Source organism: Kribbella sancticallisti (assembly GCF_039530625.1).
GTDB lineage: Bacteria > Actinomycetota > Actinomycetes > Propionibacteriales > Kribbellaceae > Kribbella > Kribbella sancticallisti.
This window is the reverse complement of record NZ_BAAAOS010000068.1, coordinates 72,003-89,896: the sequence shown is the minus strand read 5'-3', so window position 1 is coordinate 89,896 and position 17,894 is coordinate 72,003. Positions and strand designations below refer to the sequence as shown.

14 protein-coding genes are annotated in these 17,894 nt (G+C 67.8%); 7 read left to right on the top strand and 7 right to left on the bottom strand.

Annotated features, from left to right (window positions below; all coding sequences use genetic code 11):
• Positions 1-124: 124 nt before the first annotated feature.
• Both ABD255_RS41905 and ABD255_RS41900 read left to right on the top strand, forming a co-directional pair.
• On the top strand, positions 125-1,519 hold the full coding sequence (locus ABD255_RS41905) for a DUF6351 family protein (protein WP_344222433.1): 1,395 nt from the start codon (positions 125-127) through the stop codon (positions 1,517-1,519).
• 76 nt (positions 1,520-1,595) lie between these two features.
• Positions 1,596-2,267 (top strand): DUF1707 SHOCT-like domain-containing protein, encoded by a 672-nt coding sequence (locus ABD255_RS41900; RefSeq protein ID WP_344222432.1) that lies wholly within the window; start codon positions 1,596-1,598, stop codon positions 2,265-2,267.
• A gap of 46 nt (positions 2,268-2,313) precedes the next feature.
• On the opposite strand, the gene ABD255_RS41895 is transcribed toward ABD255_RS41900, so the two are convergent.
• On the bottom strand, positions 2,314-3,999 hold the full coding sequence (locus tag ABD255_RS41895) for a dolichyl-phosphate-mannose--protein mannosyltransferase (protein ID WP_344222430.1): 1,686 nt from the start codon (positions 3,997-3,999) through the stop codon (positions 2,314-2,316).
• A gap of 107 nt (positions 4,000-4,106) precedes the next feature.
• On the opposite strand from ABD255_RS41895, the gene ABD255_RS41890 reads away from it, so the two are divergent.
• From ABD255_RS41890 to metG, 4 genes are read left to right on the top strand one after another with little or no spacing between them, the layout of a single operon-like run.
• Positions 4,107-4,346 carry a hypothetical protein gene (locus tag ABD255_RS41890; RefSeq protein ID WP_344222429.1) on the top strand — a complete coding sequence of 80 codons (240 nt, stop codon included), beginning with the start codon at positions 4,107-4,109 and terminating at the stop codon, positions 4,344-4,346.
• Entirely contained in the window at positions 4,343-4,759 is a 417-nt protein-coding gene (locus tag ABD255_RS41885; protein ID WP_344222428.1) for a type II toxin-antitoxin system VapC family toxin, read from the top strand. The genes ABD255_RS41890 and ABD255_RS41885 overlap by 4 nt, the downstream gene beginning before the upstream one ends.
• The gene (gene rsmI, locus ABD255_RS41880) at positions 4,756-5,601 is read left to right on the top strand and encodes a 16S rRNA (cytidine(1402)-2'-O)-methyltransferase (RefSeq protein WP_425554648.1); all 846 of its coding nucleotides are present in this window, start codon (positions 4,756-4,758) and stop codon (positions 5,599-5,601) included. Before ABD255_RS41885 ends, rsmI begins: the two co-directional genes overlap by 4 nt.
• Positions 5,602-5,652: 51 nt before the next feature.
• Complete coding sequence (gene metG, locus ABD255_RS41875; RefSeq protein ID WP_344222427.1) at positions 5,653-7,224, top strand: methionine--tRNA ligase; 1,572 nt, start codon at positions 5,653-5,655, stop codon at positions 7,222-7,224.
• A 119-nt stretch (positions 7,225-7,343) separates the two neighbouring features.
• On the opposite strand, the gene ABD255_RS41870 is transcribed toward metG, so the two are convergent.
• The gene (locus ABD255_RS41870) at positions 7,344-11,096 is read right to left on the bottom strand and encodes a S8 family serine peptidase (RefSeq protein WP_344222426.1); all 3,753 of its coding nucleotides are present in this window, start codon (positions 11,094-11,096) and stop codon (positions 7,344-7,346) included.
• 131 nt (positions 11,097-11,227) lie between these two features.
• On the opposite strand from ABD255_RS41870, the gene ABD255_RS41865 reads away from it, so the two are divergent.
• Complete coding sequence (locus ABD255_RS41865) at positions 11,228-12,208, top strand: helix-turn-helix transcriptional regulator (protein WP_344222425.1); 981 nt, start codon at positions 11,228-11,230, stop codon at positions 12,206-12,208.
• Between the two features lie 362 nt (positions 12,209-12,570).
• Here ABD255_RS41865 and ABD255_RS41860 read toward each other — a convergent pair whose 3' ends face one another.
• The 5 genes from ABD255_RS41860 to ABD255_RS41840 all read right to left on the bottom strand — a co-directional run bounded on the left by ABD255_RS41860 (position 12,571) and on the right by ABD255_RS41840 (position 17,841).
• Positions 12,571-13,473 (bottom strand): phytanoyl-CoA dioxygenase family protein, encoded by a 903-nt coding sequence (locus tag ABD255_RS41860; RefSeq protein WP_344222424.1) that lies wholly within the window; start codon positions 13,471-13,473, stop codon positions 12,571-12,573.
• Entirely contained in the window at positions 13,470-14,753 is a 1,284-nt protein-coding gene (locus ABD255_RS41855) for an ABC transporter substrate-binding protein (RefSeq protein ID WP_344222423.1), read from the bottom strand. Before ABD255_RS41855 ends, ABD255_RS41860 begins: the two co-directional genes overlap by 4 nt.
• A gap of 9 nt (positions 14,754-14,762) precedes the next feature.
• Positions 14,763-15,575 (bottom strand): carbohydrate ABC transporter permease, encoded by an 813-nt coding sequence (locus ABD255_RS41850; protein ID WP_344222422.1) that lies wholly within the window; start codon positions 15,573-15,575, stop codon positions 14,763-14,765.
• A 12-nt stretch (positions 15,576-15,587) separates the two neighbouring features.
• Positions 15,588-16,415, bottom strand: coding sequence for a carbohydrate ABC transporter permease (locus tag ABD255_RS41845; RefSeq protein WP_344222421.1), 828 nt, complete (start codon positions 16,413-16,415; stop codon positions 15,588-15,590).
• 76 nt (positions 16,416-16,491) lie between these two features.
• Positions 16,492-17,841 carry a glycoside hydrolase family 36 protein gene (locus ABD255_RS41840; protein ID WP_344222420.1) on the bottom strand — a complete coding sequence of 450 codons (1,350 nt, stop codon included), beginning with the start codon at positions 17,839-17,841 and terminating at the stop codon, positions 16,492-16,494.
• Positions 17,842-17,894 lie beyond the last annotated feature (53 nt).

The window sequence follows — 17,894 nt, the reverse complement described above, 5'->3', positions numbered from 1 at the left end:
CGCGTCCACGGCGGGGACAGCCCCGGCTGAATCTTCTCGCGAAAAGGTGTCCCGGCGGTGTCTCGCGCTCCGACCAGTGGGTGAAGGACCCCACTGGAACCCCATCGGACCCAAGGAGACGATGATGAGACGAGTACTCGCGGCCCTCCTCGCCGCAGCGCTGACGACGACGGCCCTGGCGGCTACCGCCGGGCCGAGCAGCGCGACCCGGCCGCAGCCCGGCCGCCAGACCTACACCGGCGTGATCGACGGCGCCGAGTTCAAGGTCGAGACGCCCGAACGCTGGAACGGCACGTTGCTGATCTTCAGCCATCCGTACTACCCGGAGGGCATGCCGGACTTCCCGCCCGGCCACGGCAATCGCGACGACACCCAGGACTGGCTGCTCGAGCAGGGGTACGCGCTGGCCGCTTCCGACTTCAAGGGCCGCACCGGCTTCGTGGTGAAGGAGGCGGTCGAGGATCAGCTCGGCGTACTGGACTGGTTCGAGGACCACGTCGGGAAGCCGCGCCGGACGATCGCGACGGGCTCGTCGGGTGGTGGTTCGATCTCGCTGCTGCTGGCCGAGAAGTACCCGCGGCGGATCGACGGCGTCCTCGCGATGTGCACGCCGATCGACCTGTACGGCCAGCTGAACATGTCGCTGGACATCAACTTCGCCCTGAAGACCCTGCTCGCGCCCGGGCAGGACATCGACCTGGTCAACGCGGAGGACCCGGCGAAGAGCGTCGAGCAACTCCAGGCCGTGCTCGCCGAAGCCGTGGAATCACCGCTCGGGCGAGCCCGGATCGCCCTGGCCAGCGCGTTCGGCAACGTGACCGGCTGGAACTCGGCCCACGACCCGAAGCCGGTCTCGGTCGAGGACCAGATCCGCGCCCTCACCCAGATCCACCAGTTCGGCACCTTGGCGGTGTTCGGCGCCGTCGGCCAGGCGGATGTCGCCGAGCACGCGGGTGGCAACCCGTCGTACAACGTCGGCGTGGACTACCGCCGCCAGTTGGCCAAGTCGGACCAGGAGGACTTCGTGCGTACGGCGTACCGGGAGGCGGGTCTTGACCTCGACCACGACCTGGCCCAGCTCGCGGCGGCTCCCCGGATCAGCCCTGATCCTTCGGCCAAGCGGTGGATGCAGCGCCACGCGGTCCCGCGCGGTACTACGCCTTCGCCGGTGGTGACCCTGCACAACACCGTTGACCTCGCCGTCGCGGACCACGAACGCTGGTACGCCGGCCAGGTCCGGCAACACGGCGACTCCGACCGCCTGCGCCAACTCTTCGTCGGCCGAGCAACACACTGCGCCTTCAGCGTCGCGGAAGAACTCGTCGCACTGCAGACCCTGCTCACCCGGATCGACACCGGCCGCTGGCCGTCAACCGACCCGCGCCGCCTGAACACAACCGCGGAGGCCTTCGACGAAACCTGGCACAAGGTCTTCGACTTCACCGCCGGCGGCGACGCCACCCGCCCACCCGCGTTCACCACCTTCCGCCCAACCCAACTGCTCCGCCCCTCGCGCTGAGCCGGTAGATCCCCAGGGGAAAGCGGGGAGAAACCCTGGGGATCCACGGCACTTTGGAGGGCTAGAGTTGCCGGTTATGGACAACCTGCCGGACCGCTCGAATCCGCATGCGCATCTGCGCGCCTCCGACACTGATCGGGATCAGGTCGTCGAGGTGCTGCGGGATGCGTTGATGGCGGGGCGGCTGACGCAGGATGAGCATGCGGAGCGGTTGGAGCAGACGCTGCAGGCGCGGACGCTCGGGGAGCTCGAGCCGATCACTCAGGATCTGGCCGTGCCGGGTCGGCCGTTCCAGCCGGCTGCTGCTGCGGCGGCGCCGTCGAAGAGCCCGGTGCCGATCGAGGAGCCGGCCAACCCAGCGGACAGTTTTGACACGGTGGTTGGCATCTTCGGTGGTGGCGAGCGTACCGGCCGGTGGCAGGTGAAGCGGCGGACGAACGCCATCTGTGTGTTCGGTGGCTACGACCTGGACATGACGGACGCGGTCTTCGAAGGGCGCGAGGTGACGATCTGGGCCTTCGCGATCTTCGGCGGGATCGACCTCACCGTGCCGGACTCGGTCAACGTCCGCAGCGAAGGCGTCGGCATCTTCGGTGGCTTCGGCGCCCGCGGCGGCTCGGACCCCGACCCGAACGCCCCGACCGTCGTCGTCAAGGGCCTCGCCCTCTTCGGCGGTGTCGGTGGCCAGACCAGTTCGAAGCGCCACGGGCGCAGGAAGCACAAGGGCCACGGGAGCCTCGGCCACTGAGGGACCGCCACGGCGAACGAACCCACCCGGCTCGCGGGGTCTGAGGTCAGATCCAGGACTTGAACCACATTCGGCTCAGCCAGTCCGGGTGGGGCAGAACTCTGTCGGTGAGGATCGGCCAGATGTAGGCGAAGTTCAGCACCACCAGGACGACGAACGCACCGACGACGGCACTGCCGACCAGCCGCCGGGGCGTGGCGGCCTGGAGGGCGACCCGGGCCGGGCCGAGGACCTTGCCGAGGACCAGTGCCAGCGCGATCACCGTGAACGGGACCATCGTGACGGCGTAGAAGAAGAAGATCGGTCTGTCGTCGAACGCGAACCACGGCAACCAGCAGGTCAGGTAACCCACGATCGGTACGCCGAAGCGCCAGTCCCGCTGGCCTACCCAGAACACCAGCGCGGCGATCAGGGCGAGCGCGCCGGCCCACCACAGCAGCGGAGTACCGAGGGCCGAGATCACCGAGAGGCAGTTCGTGCCTGTGGGAGCGGTGCAGTTCGACGTACCGGGCTTGATGTCGTTGACCGCGTCGAAGCCGATCGGGCGGGCGATGATCGGCCAGCCGGCGGGATGTGACGAGTACGGGTGGGTGGCGTTCTTGATGTAGTCGCCGGTGTGGAACGAGAGGACTTCCTGGTGGTAGTGGATCAGCGAGCGGAAGTCGTCGGGGACCACCTTCATCACGCCGTGCGCCGGGTTCTTCGAGGCGTAGTCGTGGGCGTAGGCGTTGTCGTGCAGCAGCCAGCCGGTCCAGGTCGCGGTGTAGGTGACGATCGCGACGAGCACGATGCTGATGAACGCCGGCAGGCCGTCGACGAAGGCGGACTTGACGAAGGCGTGCTTGGCGCCGAGGGCGCGGCGGGCGCCGAAGTCCCAGGCGAAGACGAGGATGCCGAAGCCGGCGATCACCCAGACCGCGGACCACTTGGTGCCCAGGGCGAGGCCGAAGCAGATGCCGGCCAGGATGCGCCAGGGGCGGATCAGCAGCCAGCGGCCGATCTTGCCGCGGTCGTCGCGGCCCGCGAGGGAGTCGGCGTGCCGGCGGCGGGTCCAGTCGCGGTCGGCGACCAGGCAGGAGACGGCGGCGACGATCCAGAACGCGAGGAAGATGTCGAGCAGGGCGACCCGGGACATCACGAAGTGCAGGCCGTCGACGGCGAGCAGCAGGCCGGCGACGCAGCCGATCAGCGTGGAGCGGGTCATCCGGCGGACCGTGCGGATGACCAGCAGCACGGTCAGGGTGCCGAACAGGGCCGGCATGAACCGCCAGCCGAAGGAGTTCATCCCGAACAGCTGCTCACCGGCGGCGATCATCCACTTGCCGACCTCGGGGTGCACGGTCAGGCTCGGGGTGTCCTTGAAGACGTCCAGGTTGCCCTGCAGGATCTGCTTGTCCGCGATCCCCTCGGGCTTGTCGATGAACTGCCGGGCGTAGCCGAACTTCAGCAGCGAGAACGCGTCCTTGGCGTAGTACGTCTCGTCGAAGACGAACTTCACCGGGTTGCCGAGGTTCCAGAACCGCAGGATCGCGGCCAGCGCGGTGATCGTCAGGGTGGCGATCCAGCCGCCCTCGAAGTCCCGCGGCATCGGCGGATACAGCCGCTCCTTCAGCGGCGGCAACCGCCTTCCCAAGACGTCCCGCCCGAGCGTCTCGCGCTCTACGGCACCCCCGTCAACAGCCTCACCCGGCTTCGCGGTGTCGTCCTCGATCACGGCAGTCACGCTGGCCATCGTACGGAGCCCCCGGTACCACCGCTCTCCGGCTCCACTCCGCGCGTCGATCGGCCTGGATTGTGGATAACCGGAAAAGGTCGGTCAGACCTTCTAGACTCTGTGTCATGAGTACGCCACGAGAAGAGCTGCACGCGATGATCGATCAGCTCCCGGATGATGCTGCCGCGGAGCTGGTGACGGACATGCGCGCGATCTTGCGGCACCGCCTGGAGGTGCGCCGGCGTAGTGCGGCCGAGCACCGTCCATGGCCACCGTCATGGTTCGGCGCCGTAGCCGGGAGCAGCCCCGACCTCGCGAGGCGGAGCGAAGAGATTTTGCGTGACGAGCTCGGCCGGCGTCCGTGATCGTTGTCGATACCGGACCTTTGGTCGCGGCTGTCCTCTACGCGGATGAAGATCATCGAGCCTGCGTCGACCTGTTCACCTCCGCACATCTCAGCGGTGAGCGGCTGGTCGTCCCCAGCTTTGTCATTCCGGAGGCGTGCTACCTGATCCAGCGTGAGGCAGGGCCGAAGGTCGAGGTCGACTTCGTCCGGTCGCTTGCGGCCGGAGACTTCACGGTCGTTGAGTGTGATCTCGCGCTGGAGCGGATCGGCGAGCTGATGGAGAAGTACGCGGACCTGCCACTCGGACTGGTTGACGCTTCTGTGGTGGCGGTCGCGGAGGAGCTGGGGGCGCGGGAGATCGCCACGCTGGACCGGCGCGATTTCAGTGTTGTTCGTCCCCGGCACACGTCCGCCTTCGTGCTGCTGCCGTGACCGGGCGATTGGTGTTGGCGGGGACTCCTATTGGGGACTTCATGGATGCGTCGCCGCGGTTGGGGCGGGTGTTGGGGGAGGCTGATGTGGTGGCCGCGGAGGATACGCGGCGGTTGCGGAGGCTGACTTCGGAGCTGGGGATCACCGTGAAAGGGCGGGTGACCAGCTTCTTCGAGGGGAACGAGCGGCAGCGGACGGACGAGTTGGTGGCGGCGCTGGTCGAGGGGCAGACCGTGGTGGTGGTGACGGACGCGGGGATGCCGAGCGTGTCCGACCCGGGGTACCGGCTGGTGGCCGCGGCGATCGAGGCGGGGGTGGACGTCACCGCGGTGCCGGGGCCGTCCGCAGTACTGACTGCGCTGGCGTTGAGCGGGCTGCCGGTGGATCGGTTCACGTTCGAGGGGTTCCTGCCACGGAAGTCGGGGGAGCGGTCCAAGCGGTTCGCCGAGCTCGCCAAGGAGCAGCGGACGATGATCTTCTTCGAGGCGCCGCACCGGCTGGCCGCGTCGCTGAAGGACATGGCCGACGCCTTCGGCCCGGACCGCCGTACTGCGGTGTGCCGCGAGCTGACCAAGACCTATGAAGAGGTCAAGCGAGGTGGCGCCGCCGAGCTGGCCGAGTGGGCCGCCGAGGGGGTCCGCGGCGAGATCACGGTCGTCGTCAGCGGCGCCGACCCGTCCGCCCGCGAGCTCGGCCCGGAGGAGCTCGCCGCGGAGGTGGCAGCCGACGAAGAAGCGGGCACGCCCCGCAAGCAGGCCATCTCCGACGTCGCCAAGCGTTTCGGCGTCCCCAAACGCACCGTGTACGACGCCGTCCTGGCCGCCCGAGGGGCCGCGAAGTAGCAGCCTGAGACCCTGGTCAAGACGGCTGGCCCGGAGCACTACCCTTTTCCTATGTCCGAGAAGGCCTTTTACGTCACCACCCCGATCTACTACGTCACGGCTCCGCCGCACATCGGCAGCGCCTACACGACGGTGGCCGGGGACGTCCTGACCCGTTGGCACGCCCAGCGCGGCGAGCGCAAGTGGTACCTGACGGGTACCGACGAGCACGGCGAGAAGGTGATGCGCAGCGCTCAGGCGCAGGGCATGTCCCCGCAGGAGTGGACCGACAAGCTGGTCGAGGAGTCCTGGAAGCCGGCCTGGGTCGACGTCGACATCGACTACGACGACTTCATCCGGACCACCGAGAAGCGGCACACCGAGCGGGTCCGGGACTTCTGGCAGAAGCTCTACGACAAGGGCGACGTCTACAAGGGCGAGTACGAGGGCCTGTACTGCGTCGGCTGCGAGGAGTTCAAGCTCCCGGCGGACATCCGGACCGACGAGGACGGCACCCAGCGGTGCATGATCCACGGCACCGAGCTGGAGACGGTCTCGGAGACGAACTACTTCTTCCGGCTCTCCGCGTACGCCGACAAGCTGATCGAGCTGTACGAGTCGCAGCCGGACTTCGTCGCGCCGTCGAGCGCGCGCAACGAGGTGATCTCCTTCGTCAAGCAGGGCCTGCAGGACCTCTCGATCACCCGGTCCACCTTCGACTGGGGCATCGGCGTCCCGTGGGACGAGGACCACGTCCTGTACGTGTGGATCGACGCGCTGCTGAACTACGTGACCGCCGCGGGCTACGGCACCGACCCGGAGCGGTTCGAGCAGCTCTGGCCGGTCGACGTGCACCTGGTCGGCAAGGACATCCTCCGCTTCCACGCGGTGATCTGGCCGGCCATGCTGATGGCGGCCGAGGTCGCGGTACCGAAGCAGGTCTTCGCGCACGGCTGGCTGCTGGTCGGCGGCGAGAAGATGAGCAAGTCGAAGCTGACCGCGATCGCGCCGAACGAGATCACCGACCACTTCGGCTCCGACGCCTTCCGGTACTACTTCCTCCGCACGATCCAGTTCGGCTCGGACGGCTCGTTCTCCTGGGAGCACCTGAGCGCGGTCTACAACTCCGAGCTCGCGAACGGCCTGGGCAACCTGGCCAGCCGGATCGCCGCGATGGTCAACAAGTACTTCGACGGCGAGTTGCCGGAGCCGACCGACCACGGCCCGGCCGAGCAGGTGCTGGCCGACAAGCTGGCCGAGACCGTCGGCACGGCCGACAAGGCGATCGACACCCTCGCGTTCCACGACGCGCTGGCCGCGATCAATGACCTGGTCGGCGCCGTCAACGGCTACGTCTCCGAGCAGGAGCCGTGGAAGGTGGCCAAGGACGAGTCCCAGAAGGCCCGCCTGGCGACCATCCTCTACACCTCGGCCGAGGTACTGCGAGCGGTCGCGGTCCTGCACAACCCGACCATGCCGAAGACCGCCGCCAAGCTGTGGACCCTGCTCGGCGCCGAGGCCAAGCTCGGCCACCTCGCGGACCAGCGCATCCAGGACGCCGGCACCTGGGCCCAGCTCCCACCCGGCTCAGTCCTGGTCAAGGGCGACTCCCTCTTCCCCCGCCTCACCGACCCCGAGGGCTAGGTTCTTCTGCCAGGACCGAGCCCGAGGGCTGGGTCCTGGCAGAAGAAAGCTTGCATTCCTACCTGAGGGGTGGAGGGCCGAGGTGTAGGTCTTAGGTCGTCGGTCACAACCGGGAGTGTTCACCCACCCTGGATTCCGAACGCCCGGACCACGGTCTGGTCGATGGAGGCACCATCGGGGCCGGCGGCCTTCACCCGCAGACTTACGGTCTCGGCACCTCGAGGGTGTGCGACGGTCGCGATGAACGACCCGTCACCGGACCGCCGCGGTTCAGTGACCTGCCGCCAGGTCTCGCCCTCGTCGTAGGAGGCCCACAACTGCGGGCTCACTCCAATGAGTTCGTCGGGGTGGGTCTGCTGGTAGATCCGCAGTCCGACCTCGGTAGGCCTGCCTGCTGCGGCGTATCCGTTCAGGTCTGTCTTCACGTCATAGTCGATCTGCAGCAGGTCCAGGAACTCCTGCTGGCCCGCTGCGGGTCGGCTGGAGGTAAAGCCCCACACCGTGTGACTTCTGGTGGAGTGCTGCCACCACGGCTCGGACTGCCGCACGTCGAGCTCGAGTCTGTATGCGGCCGACTCCGCCGACGCAGGCCAGGTACCCTCCAGGCTGCCTCGCTTGGCCACGAACTCGCCGTTCCGGTAGAGCCTGGCTTCACTGCTGCCGCTCCGCTCCGAGAAGTGCTCGGCGCTGTCCAGGAGGTTGCGGACCTGAACGGTGAACTGGTCGTCCTTACGGAAACCGGGGATACCCCATCGCGCGTCATCCGCGTCTCCGACTGCTGGGACTCCCGGCCTGACGACCGGACGGAACCAGTCTTCGCTGCGCTTGTCTCCGGGGGCGTAGGAACGCGGCGACCCGACAAGTCCTCCGACTTGGGCGGTCGTGGGCCAGGTCAGTGGTTGCCACACGACCTCGCCCGGCGTGACCCACTCGGTGCGCGCGGACGGCACCGCGAGCTCCTGTGCCTGGCGGAGTACGAAGCTGTCGTAGGGACGACGCGGAAAGAGGATCTCCCCGCCTCGCTGCTTCGACCCTGAGCCGTAATAGCTCGCCTTTGTCCGAGCCAGTTCTTGGTGCTCAACCGTCCGATCGATCGTCGCCGGCACATGCCCGGTCAGGTACGGGAACAGGTCGTAGACGTACGGGCTGTCAGGGATTCCGGCGACCTGGAGTCTGTTGCTAGCCGTTCGAGCCGTGGCCAACAGTTCCTGGCCGACTGACTGCTCGACGGTGAAGGACGGGATGGGTGAGTCGGCCGGGACACGGCTCAGCAGGAAGCCGGGCCGATCGTAGTAGACGATTGCCGCCACCGCGCCGGCGTTGCTGACGGTTCGGATCTGGTCGCCGACGGCGAGGTCGTCGGAGTGCTCGATGAGCGCCAGCCGGCCGGTCAGGTCACGGCCTGCGACCTCCTCGGGTGTCCCTCGCCCCGCGTCGGCCAGCGGATAAGACCTCCGCCCGTCGATCCGCGGTGAGCCGATGCTGTACTCCGCGGCCAGGGTGGTCCGCGAACCATCCAGCTGCAGGGTGAACTCGGGCGCGTAGAGCTCCCAGTGCGTGGAGAGCTCGAACTCCCCACGAGTGACCGGCTTCGTCTCCGTGGCGTACGCCGCGTCCACGTACCTGTCGAGCAGGTAGTGCATGTCGAAGCTGTGATCCTCGGACGTGCGGTGGTAGCCGAGGGTGATCTGCCGTGCCTCCGTGGGATGCGGGGTGATCGGGTTGAGCAGTTGTCCCGTGCGTGCGTCGAGCAGGATGCGGGTGTCCTCGGTCAGCTCGATCTCCGGCTTGCTGACCATCGCGACCTCCCGGCCGAACACGCCGGCGTCGTCCAGCGTCCAGAGGAAGCTCGTCAGGCTGTAAGTCCCGACCGGGACGGAGAGGACCGCCGGACCCGGACCGCCCTTACGGCCGAAGATCCCGGACACCCACAGGTCAGTGTCCAGGTTCCACAGGTCGACCGAGCTGCCACCGCCTACAGCCGAACCGTCCTGGGTGATGCCCTCGACAACCACCTCGACCATCTTCGGTTCCTTGAAGACGCCGATGCTCGTGTGCACCAGGCTGCCGTCCGCGGCAGCGGCCAGGACCCGACCGTCGTACAGCGCGGTGTCGCCCAGGTTGGGGTCGAGAGTGAGCCGCACCTCGGTGCTTCCGCCGGCTGGCACGGTCACCGCGGTGGTGTCGAGGGTGAACATCCCCTCCGGGGCTGCCTTCCCGGTAGTGGTGGCGGCTTCGACGGCCAGCCTCAGGCTCCGAGCCTGAGTGCTGGAGTTGCGGTAGGTGATCGTCTTGGTGGCGGTGGCTCGGGTCTCCGCGGACCACGAGTACTTGCCGAAGCTGACCGAGCCCGGGTTTGCCGTCACCGGCTGGGCGACGGCCCTGGCGACGTCCACGCGGCCGGCGCCCACGTCGTACACGCTCGTGTCGGCGATGTCCGTGGACGAGCCCATCAACGCGGCCTTGAGTTGCTCGTTCGGCCAGTCGGGATGGCGCTGCTTGAGGATCGCGGCGGCGCCGGCGACGTGCGGGGCGGCCATCGACGTACCGGACACGGCGACGTACCGATCCCCGACCGGAGTGCCCAGCGTGGTGCCCTTGGCGCGGCCTGCGACGATGTCGACACCGGGTCCGGCGAGGTCCGGCTTGATCGCGTAGTCGCCGTACCGGGGACCGCGGCTGGAGAACGCCGCCAGAGCGTCTGACTTGTTCACGGCCGCCACCGACAATGCAGCGTCGGCGTTGCCCGGGGCGCGCGCAGTCAACTGGTCGGGGCCGGTGTTGCCTGCGGTTGCCACGAACAGAGTGTCAGAGGAGGCGCTCAACTCGTTGACGGCCTGGCTCAAGGGGTCGGTGCCGTCGGAGACCTCGGTGGACAGGCTCATGTTCACGACGTCGGCGCCCTGGGCCACTGCCCATTCCATCCCCTCGATCAGCCACGAGCCCATGCCCGAGCCCTGATCGGTCATCACCTTGCCGACCAGCAGGTCGACGCCGGGCGCCGCCCCGACGTACTTGGCAGCCGAAGCGGCACCGGTCCCGGCCACCGTGGTGGCCACGTGGGTGCCGTGTCCATGGCCGTCGATGACGTTTGTGCCGGTGAAGTCGGCCGACACAGCGACCTGGCCGGCCAGGTCGGGATGCGTCGGGTCGTAGCCCGTGTCGAGTACAGCCACGGTCGTGCCGGTGCCGTCGAAGCCTGCGCGCCAGGCGGTCGGCGCCCCGATCTGCGAGACGCTCTCGTCGAGGTCGGCTTCGAGGACCGGGTCGAGCCAGACCGTCTTGATGCCCCTGGCCGGACCGCGCGCGACCAGAGCGTCGTGCAGCGTGGTGTTCAGGCCGGTCCAGAACTTCTCCGCGGCCGCAGGGGCCACCTCGACCGCCAGTGCGTCGATGCTCTCCAGGGCTGCCGTCCGGGTGCTGTGCGCCGGGGCCGGACGGGTCGCCAGGCCGCGGGCCGTGGGATCATCCGCGTACTCCACTATCAGCGGTATCGCCCGGTCCTTCGACCCGCTGTCGAGCAGGCTGATCACGTTGAAAAGTTCTTGATCCAAAGAGCCTGCCGCGATGTACGGCTGGGCCTCCAGTGGGATGACGTACACGTCGTCGTCGCGCTCCACCACCTTGACGTTGCTCCGGGTCCCGTCCTCGCCGGGAAGCAACGTCGCGAGGTACGCACCGTCCTGCGCCCGGGCGACCTCCACCCGGTCGCCGGTCACCAGGGTGACGGTGCCCAGGGTGACCGTGCCCGGCAGGGTGGTGGACGTGGCTGGTGTCACCGGATCCTGCGCGAGTGCCGGCGGCGGCGTGATCAGCACCATCCCCGCGCAAGCGGCAGCAGTGACAGCGAGTGCTTTCGCCGATCGGCGCATTCACATCTCCCTTGTGGCAGGCGGCGGCCATGGTGACTTGGAGGATCGCAGTGCCGGAAGACCGTTCGCTAGCATCCGCATGGTCGTATTCACGCCACTGGCAGGAACACGTCAAAGGAGGGTTGGAGCAAGTGAATCTCGCATCGCTGGGCCTGACACCGGACGAATGCTCCTTGTACCTGCTGCTGGTCGACCGGACCGCCGCCACCGCCGGTGAGATGAGTGAGGATTGGCGCCCTGGCTCCAGCGTCTCCGCCACCACCGTCCTCGCCTCGCTGGAGGCCAAAGGGCTTGTCACAACCCTGACCGGGTGCCCGACTCGGCACGCGGCCATCGCCCCCGACGTGGCGCTGGACAACCTGGCCCGGGTTCGCGAACAGGAGATCGCGAAGGCCCGTGCCTTCGCCGGTGAGCTGACCGAGCGGTGGAGGCGGGCAGGGCGCGCCACTGTGCCCGCGGAGCTCATCGAGATCGTGGTGGGCCGGAGCGCGACGCTGCAACGCTCCGAACAGATCCAGCGCACCTCCACCGAGGAGGTTCTGATCATCGACACCCCGCCCTACGCGACCGAGCAGTTGGGAAACCCGCTGGAGAGCCAACTGCTGACCGACGCAGTGACCAGCTATCGCTGCCTCTACGACCGCTCGGCGCTGGAGATCGCGGGCAAGTACGAGGCGATCCGTGCGCTGGTCGCCGACGGGGAGGTCGCGCGGGTGATCCCCGGACTGCCGCTGAAGATGGTGATGGGCGACCGCCGGATCGCGATGGTCCCGTTGGAGACCGCCCCTGAGGCCATCTCCGCGGCCGCCGTCATCCACCCCTCGTCGCTGCTGGACTCATTGCACATGCTGTTCGAGGCGCTGTGGCGTCAAGCCACCCCGCTCACCCCGGGTCTGAGTCCGGGCACGCTCCAGACCCCGCATCGCCTGGACCCGCTGGATCAGGACGTGGTGAGACTTCTGGTCACGGGGCTGACCGACAAGGCGATCGGTCGCCAGCTCGACCTCGCCGAGCGGACGGTGCAGCGACGGGTCCGGGGCATCATGCAGATCTATGGGGTCCACAACCGGCTACAGCTCGGCATCCGGCTGGCCCAGGAGGGCTGGGCCTGAGGGGGCACCACCGTACCTCGGCTACGGAGAACGAATCCGCCTGGAATACCAGTCCGCGAACGGCCGGCGAAAGAACTCCGCAAGCAGACGTCGCCTACCAGCTAGCGCGGAAAGCCTCCTGACGCGGTGGTCCGCTCACGTCGGGCGAGACGCTGGAGATGGCGAGCACCGACTGTGGCGTCGATGCAGTGCTGGCGGACGAACTTCTCCAGCTCACGGACGACACCCCTCGTAGCTGGGCTCGCGGATGCGAATCAACTGCAGCAGCGTCCGAGGCTTACCAAGCTCACGCATCTGACGAGCTCCTGGGGTGTGTGTCCACCCCGCGGCGAATTCGTGCTGCTTGCGTAGACAGCACAGCGTCAGAAGAAGCGCGAGTTGGGCGTGGGCACCTCGTCCAGCCGCGGATCGAAGCGGTCGACGAACTCCACTCCGGCCGGGATCTCGACACTGGCCGTCGAGGTCCAGCCGCGAGTGAGGGTCGGGAAGTCCGGCACCTCCGGGTGGTAGTGCGGTTTGCCCGTCCCCAGCGCGTCCCGCGCCATCGGCGCACTCACCGCCTGATACCGGAAGTCCGCCGACACTCGCAATTGCCGGGTCCGGTTCGGCATCGCTCCATGCACCGTCAGGCTGCCGAACAGCAGCACGTCGCCAGGCTGGTACGACGTCGTCCGCCATTCCGGGTCGTTCTCATCTGCCTCGGCTCGGGACATCCCCGGCCCGTCCGACGCCTTCACCGGCAGTACTCCGAGCCGAGGCGATCCCGAGAACACCCGGAGTCCCCCGATCTGAGGCGGCGCCTCGCTCAACGGGAGCCAGGTGGTCAGCGTGTCGATGCAGCCCTGGATGAACCGGTAATCCTGGTGGATCGGCGTCGGGTTGGCGCCGGGCGAGGGCGGCGCGATCCGGCAGATGTGGGCCGGGTGCGCGAACGCATCCTCCCCGAGCAGTCGCGAGGTCAGGTCCAGCAACTCCGGCCGCACGGCCAACTGGTGGAACGCCTCGGTGCTCTGGATCGCTGTGTAGGCACCGAAGAAGCCCGGTGATCCCTCCTCGACCGCCCGCTCGGAGGCGATCAGTTCGTCGGCGCTGGAGCCAGGAGCGAGCCAGTTGCTGTCGTAGAGGATCTGCGCGATCTGCGAGCGCACGTCGTCGACCACCTCGGACGGCAGCAGGCCGCGGAAGAAGAGATAGCCGTCCTCGGCGAGCCGGGTTCGCAGTACCCCGATGTCGTCGAGCACGGACGACGGGGTCAGTTCCTTCATTTGTCGTTTCCGATCTTGTCCATCGTCGCGGCGATGCCGGCGACGTCCGCCTTGTCCAGGTACAGCGCGTTCACGGCCTTGTTGATCTCGGCCACCTTCGCGGTCCAGCCGGTCGCGATCGGCATGTTCACCGTGCTGCCGGCGGCCGAGTCGAGGAACGGCTGGACGTCGATGCCCTTCTTCTTCCAGTACGCCGCGTAGCCCGCGCCGGCGTCGTTCAGCGCGGGAATGATGTAGCCCGCGTCGCCCATCAGCTTCTGCGCCTTCTCCGAGCCCAGGAACGCGATCAGCTTCCCGGCCTCGTCGGGGTGCTTGGTCTTGGCGAACATCACCTCGGCCAGGCCGTTGATCACCACGGTGCGATCGACCGGACCGGCGGGCATCGCGGTCACCCCGATCGGGAACTTCACCTCCGGCAGCGCGAACGGCAGCAACGCGTTGTTGGCCGGGAACATCGCCACCTCGCCGCGGTAGAACATCTCCGTCGCCTGCCCGGTCGGCGGGTTGGTCCGGGTGCCGTCGGGAGAGACCCGCCACTTGAAGACCAGGTCGTGGGCGAACTGCAGCGCCTCGACCGACTTCTGCCCGGCGAAGTCGAAGGTGCCGTACGGCTTGTCCATCGCCTGGCCGCCGTTCGAGGCGATCCAGTTCAGCCACTGGGTCTGGCTGTGGTTCCAGGAGCAGAACCCCCACTGCTTGGTGCCGACGGTCAGCTTGCGGGCGACCTCCAGGAAGGACCCCGAGCCGTCCGGCGCCCAGGTCAGCTTCTCCGGCATCGTGATCCCGGCCTTGGCAACCAGAGCCTTGTTGTAGAGCAGCCCGACGACGCCCAGGTCCTTCGGCATGCCGAGTTGCTTGTCCTCGAACTTGTACGACTGGACGACGTTCGGGTGGTAGGAGTCGAGCTTGAGCCCGGCCTTGGCGATCAGGTCGTCGAGCGGCGCGAGTACACCCTTGTCGGCCAGGTCCGGGAAGTTCTCGACGGTCAGCCAGAAGACGTCCGGCGCCTTGCCGCCGGCCAGTTCGGTGGTCAGCTTGGTCCAGTACTGGTCCCACGGCAGCACCTCCATCCGGACGGTGATGTCGGGGTTCTCGGCTGTGAAAGCGGCGAAGACCGCCTTGTAGCCGACCTCCTGCTGCTCGTCCCAGAGCCGGTAGACGAGTTCCACCTTTCCGCCGTTGCTGCTGGGAGTGTCGGTGGAGGAGCCGCAGGCGGTCAGGCCGCCGAGCAGCCCTGCGGTACCCAGCAACAAAGTCCGCCGGGACAGGGGAGTGGACATGAGAACCTCCTACTTGAGCCCGGTGACGGCGACCGAGCGGACGATGAAGCGCTGGAAGAAGATGAACAGCACGAGCAGCGGCGCCAGCGCGATCAGGCTGCCGGCCATCACGGCGTTGTAGTCGACGCCGATCTCGCCCTTGAACAAGGCGATCCCGACCGACAGCAGCCGCTTGTCCTCGCTGCTGGTGATGATGAGCGGCCACAGGAAGCTGTTCCAGTTGGCGACCACGGCAAGGGTGGTGACGGTGACCAGGATCGGCTTCGACAACGGCAGCACGATCAGCAGCAGGGTCCGGACCCGGCCGGCTCCGTCGATCCGGGCGGCGTCCTCGAGATCGGCCGGAATGGTCCGGAAGAACTGCCGCAGCAGGAAGATCGCGTACGGCGTACCGAGCATCGTCGGCAGCATCAGCCCGGCCCAGGTGTCGACCAGGCCGGCTTTCTGCATCATCAGGTACAGCGGGATCATGGTGACCACCGGCGGCACCATCAGTGTCGACAAATACACCCAGAACAAGGCGTCCCGGCCCGGGAAGGACAACCGGGCGAAGGCATAGGCGGCCAGTACTGCGAACAACAACTGGCCGGCCGTGATCCCCACGGTGACCAACACGGTGTTCGCCAGGTAGCCACCGAAGCCCGACGCGAACAGCCGGTCGAAGGCGGCACCACTCGGCGGCAGGCCCGGCTCCCACGGCAGTGTCCCGGACAGTTGCCCAGGGCCCTTGAACGCGGTCAGCACGGTCAGCAGGTACGGGAAGATCGCGAACACGCAGCCGATCACCAGTACGCCGTACGCGAACAGCCGGGATCTCGTCATCGTCACCACCGCTCAGGAGAAGTCGTACGTCGTGCGACGTTCGAAGTAGGCGAACTGGGAGATCGTGGCGATCAGGATCACCACGAACAGGAGCACCGAGATGGTCGAGGCGTAGCCGAAGTCGAACTTGCGGAACGCCTCGTCGTAGATCAGGTAGGTGGCCACCTCGGTGCTGTCGCCGGGGCCACCCTCGGTCATCACGAAGATCGTGTCGAAGGCCTGGAAGGAGCCGATCACGTTGGTGATCAGCACGAACAGCAACGTCGGCCGCAGCAGCGGGAACGTGATGCTGAAGAAGTGCGCGACCGGTGAGGCGCCGTCCAGCGAGGACGCTTCCCGCAGGGAGGCCGGGATGTTCTGTAGCCCGGCGAGGAAGAAGAGCATGTTGTAGCCGGCGAACTGCCAGATGTGAACAGCGGCGACACTCGGCATCGCCAGCAGCGACGAGGACAGCCAGGCCGGCCCGTCGATGCCGAAGATCCCGAGGAACTGGTTGATCGCGCCGCGGCCGGGGTCGAAGATCCACGCCCACACGAGTCCAAGGGCGACCGGCGTGGCCATCCACGGGATCACCAGCAGAGCCCGGAAGTACTTCATCCCGCGCAGCTTGCGGTTCACCAGCAGGGCCAGGAGCAACGACAGGATGGTTGTCCCGGGCACGCAGATCAGTACGTAGTACCCGGTGACGAGGAAGGAGTGCCAGACGTCGGCGTCGCCGAACAGTTCGCGGTAGTTCGCCAGGCCGATGAACTCGGGCGTCGCGAGCAGTTTCCAGTCGAAGAGGCTCAGCACGATCACGATCAGCACGGGCGCCAGCAGGAACCCCAGGACGCCCACCATGCTGGGAGCGAGCAGGGCGTAGCCGGCCAACGTCTGCTGACGTCTTTGAGTCCGGCGCGCTGGACGAGGCGCTGCCCTAAGCATCGGGATCCTTCAGCGGATGCGGCCGGTTCGAGCTGGGCGTGAGCAGTTGCCGGGTCCGATCGAGTCCCCACTGGTCCAGCGCGCCGATCGGATCGCTCGACATCCGCAAGCCCGGCGCGTTCTCGACGTGCTCGGCCCACCGCTCGCGATCCTGGACGTCGGGTTGCACGATCAGGCAGTCCGGGTCGTTCGCCCACCAGCGGCCGTGCAGGAACTCCCGCGCCACCGAGGTGGACCGTGCGCCCCGCTGGCCCGGCTGGCTGATGTCGCCCGAGGGTGGATCGACCAGCGGGTCGGTGTCGGGGGAGACCCGCATGCAGTCGACCAGTCCGAGGCTCGGCAGGATCGGGGCGCCGCAGCCGTGCAGGATCCGGTTCGGCCCGACCGCCTCGCGGAGCAGGCGCATCCCGTGCCGGTAGGCGGCGATGCCGTCGATCGGTTCGTGCCGCCGGCCCTCGATCGCTCCCGCGTAGACGAAGTCCAGCTTGAAGTGGTCGTAGCCCTGCCGGCACAGCTCGGTGAACACGTCCTGCAGATGCCGAGCCGCTCCCGGATGGGTCACGTCGAGTACTAGTTGCTCCTGGCCCCAGTTGGTGCCGGCGGTGATGCCGGGGACCAGCCACTCCGGATGCAGCCGGGCCGTCTCGCTCTTGCTGCCGACCAGGAACGGAGCCACCCAGATCCCGGCTCGCCGGCCACCCGAGCGGATGTCGGCGGCCAGTCGGACCGTCGAGCCGAAGTCGTCGCGCGGAGTCAGCCAGTCGCCGATCTCGGCTTGGTAGCCCTCGTCCAGCAGGACCAGGTCGACGCTCAGGTCGTGCTGGTCGAACTGCCGGACCTCCGCCATCACGTCCCGCTCGGTCACCTTGCCCCAGTACGCGTACCAACTGCACCACGACGGCCCGAACACCCGTACTGCGCTCTGCTCCGTACTGCGGGCCGCGAAGGCGTCGGCCCAGTCGGCCAGCGCCTGGTTCGGATTGGCGGGGGAGCTCCTGGTCACCTCGACCTCACCGTCGGCGGAAACAACCAACCGGTTGGTTGTCACGTCGCACCGGATGGACGGCACGGCATCGGGAGTCTTCGCGCCGACCACGACGACCTCGCCACCAGTGGCTATCGCGAGCAGACCTTCGCCCTCGAAGCGGGGAGAGCTCCCGACGGAGGAGGCGAGCCGCGTGATCTCCGGGCGGTAGGCCATCACGCGGTGGTTGGGGGCGGTCGGACGAGGCGGCTGGGTGGTGAGGGGATACCAGCCACTCGGGCTCCACGACTGCCACCCGTGTTCGAAAACCAGGGCGCTGGCGTCGTACTCGAGCTCGGCGACGGTGCTGGAACCCACGGGATCCTCGATTCGCTGGGGGTGCAGGATCTTGCTGCTGTGTGGGTAATCTA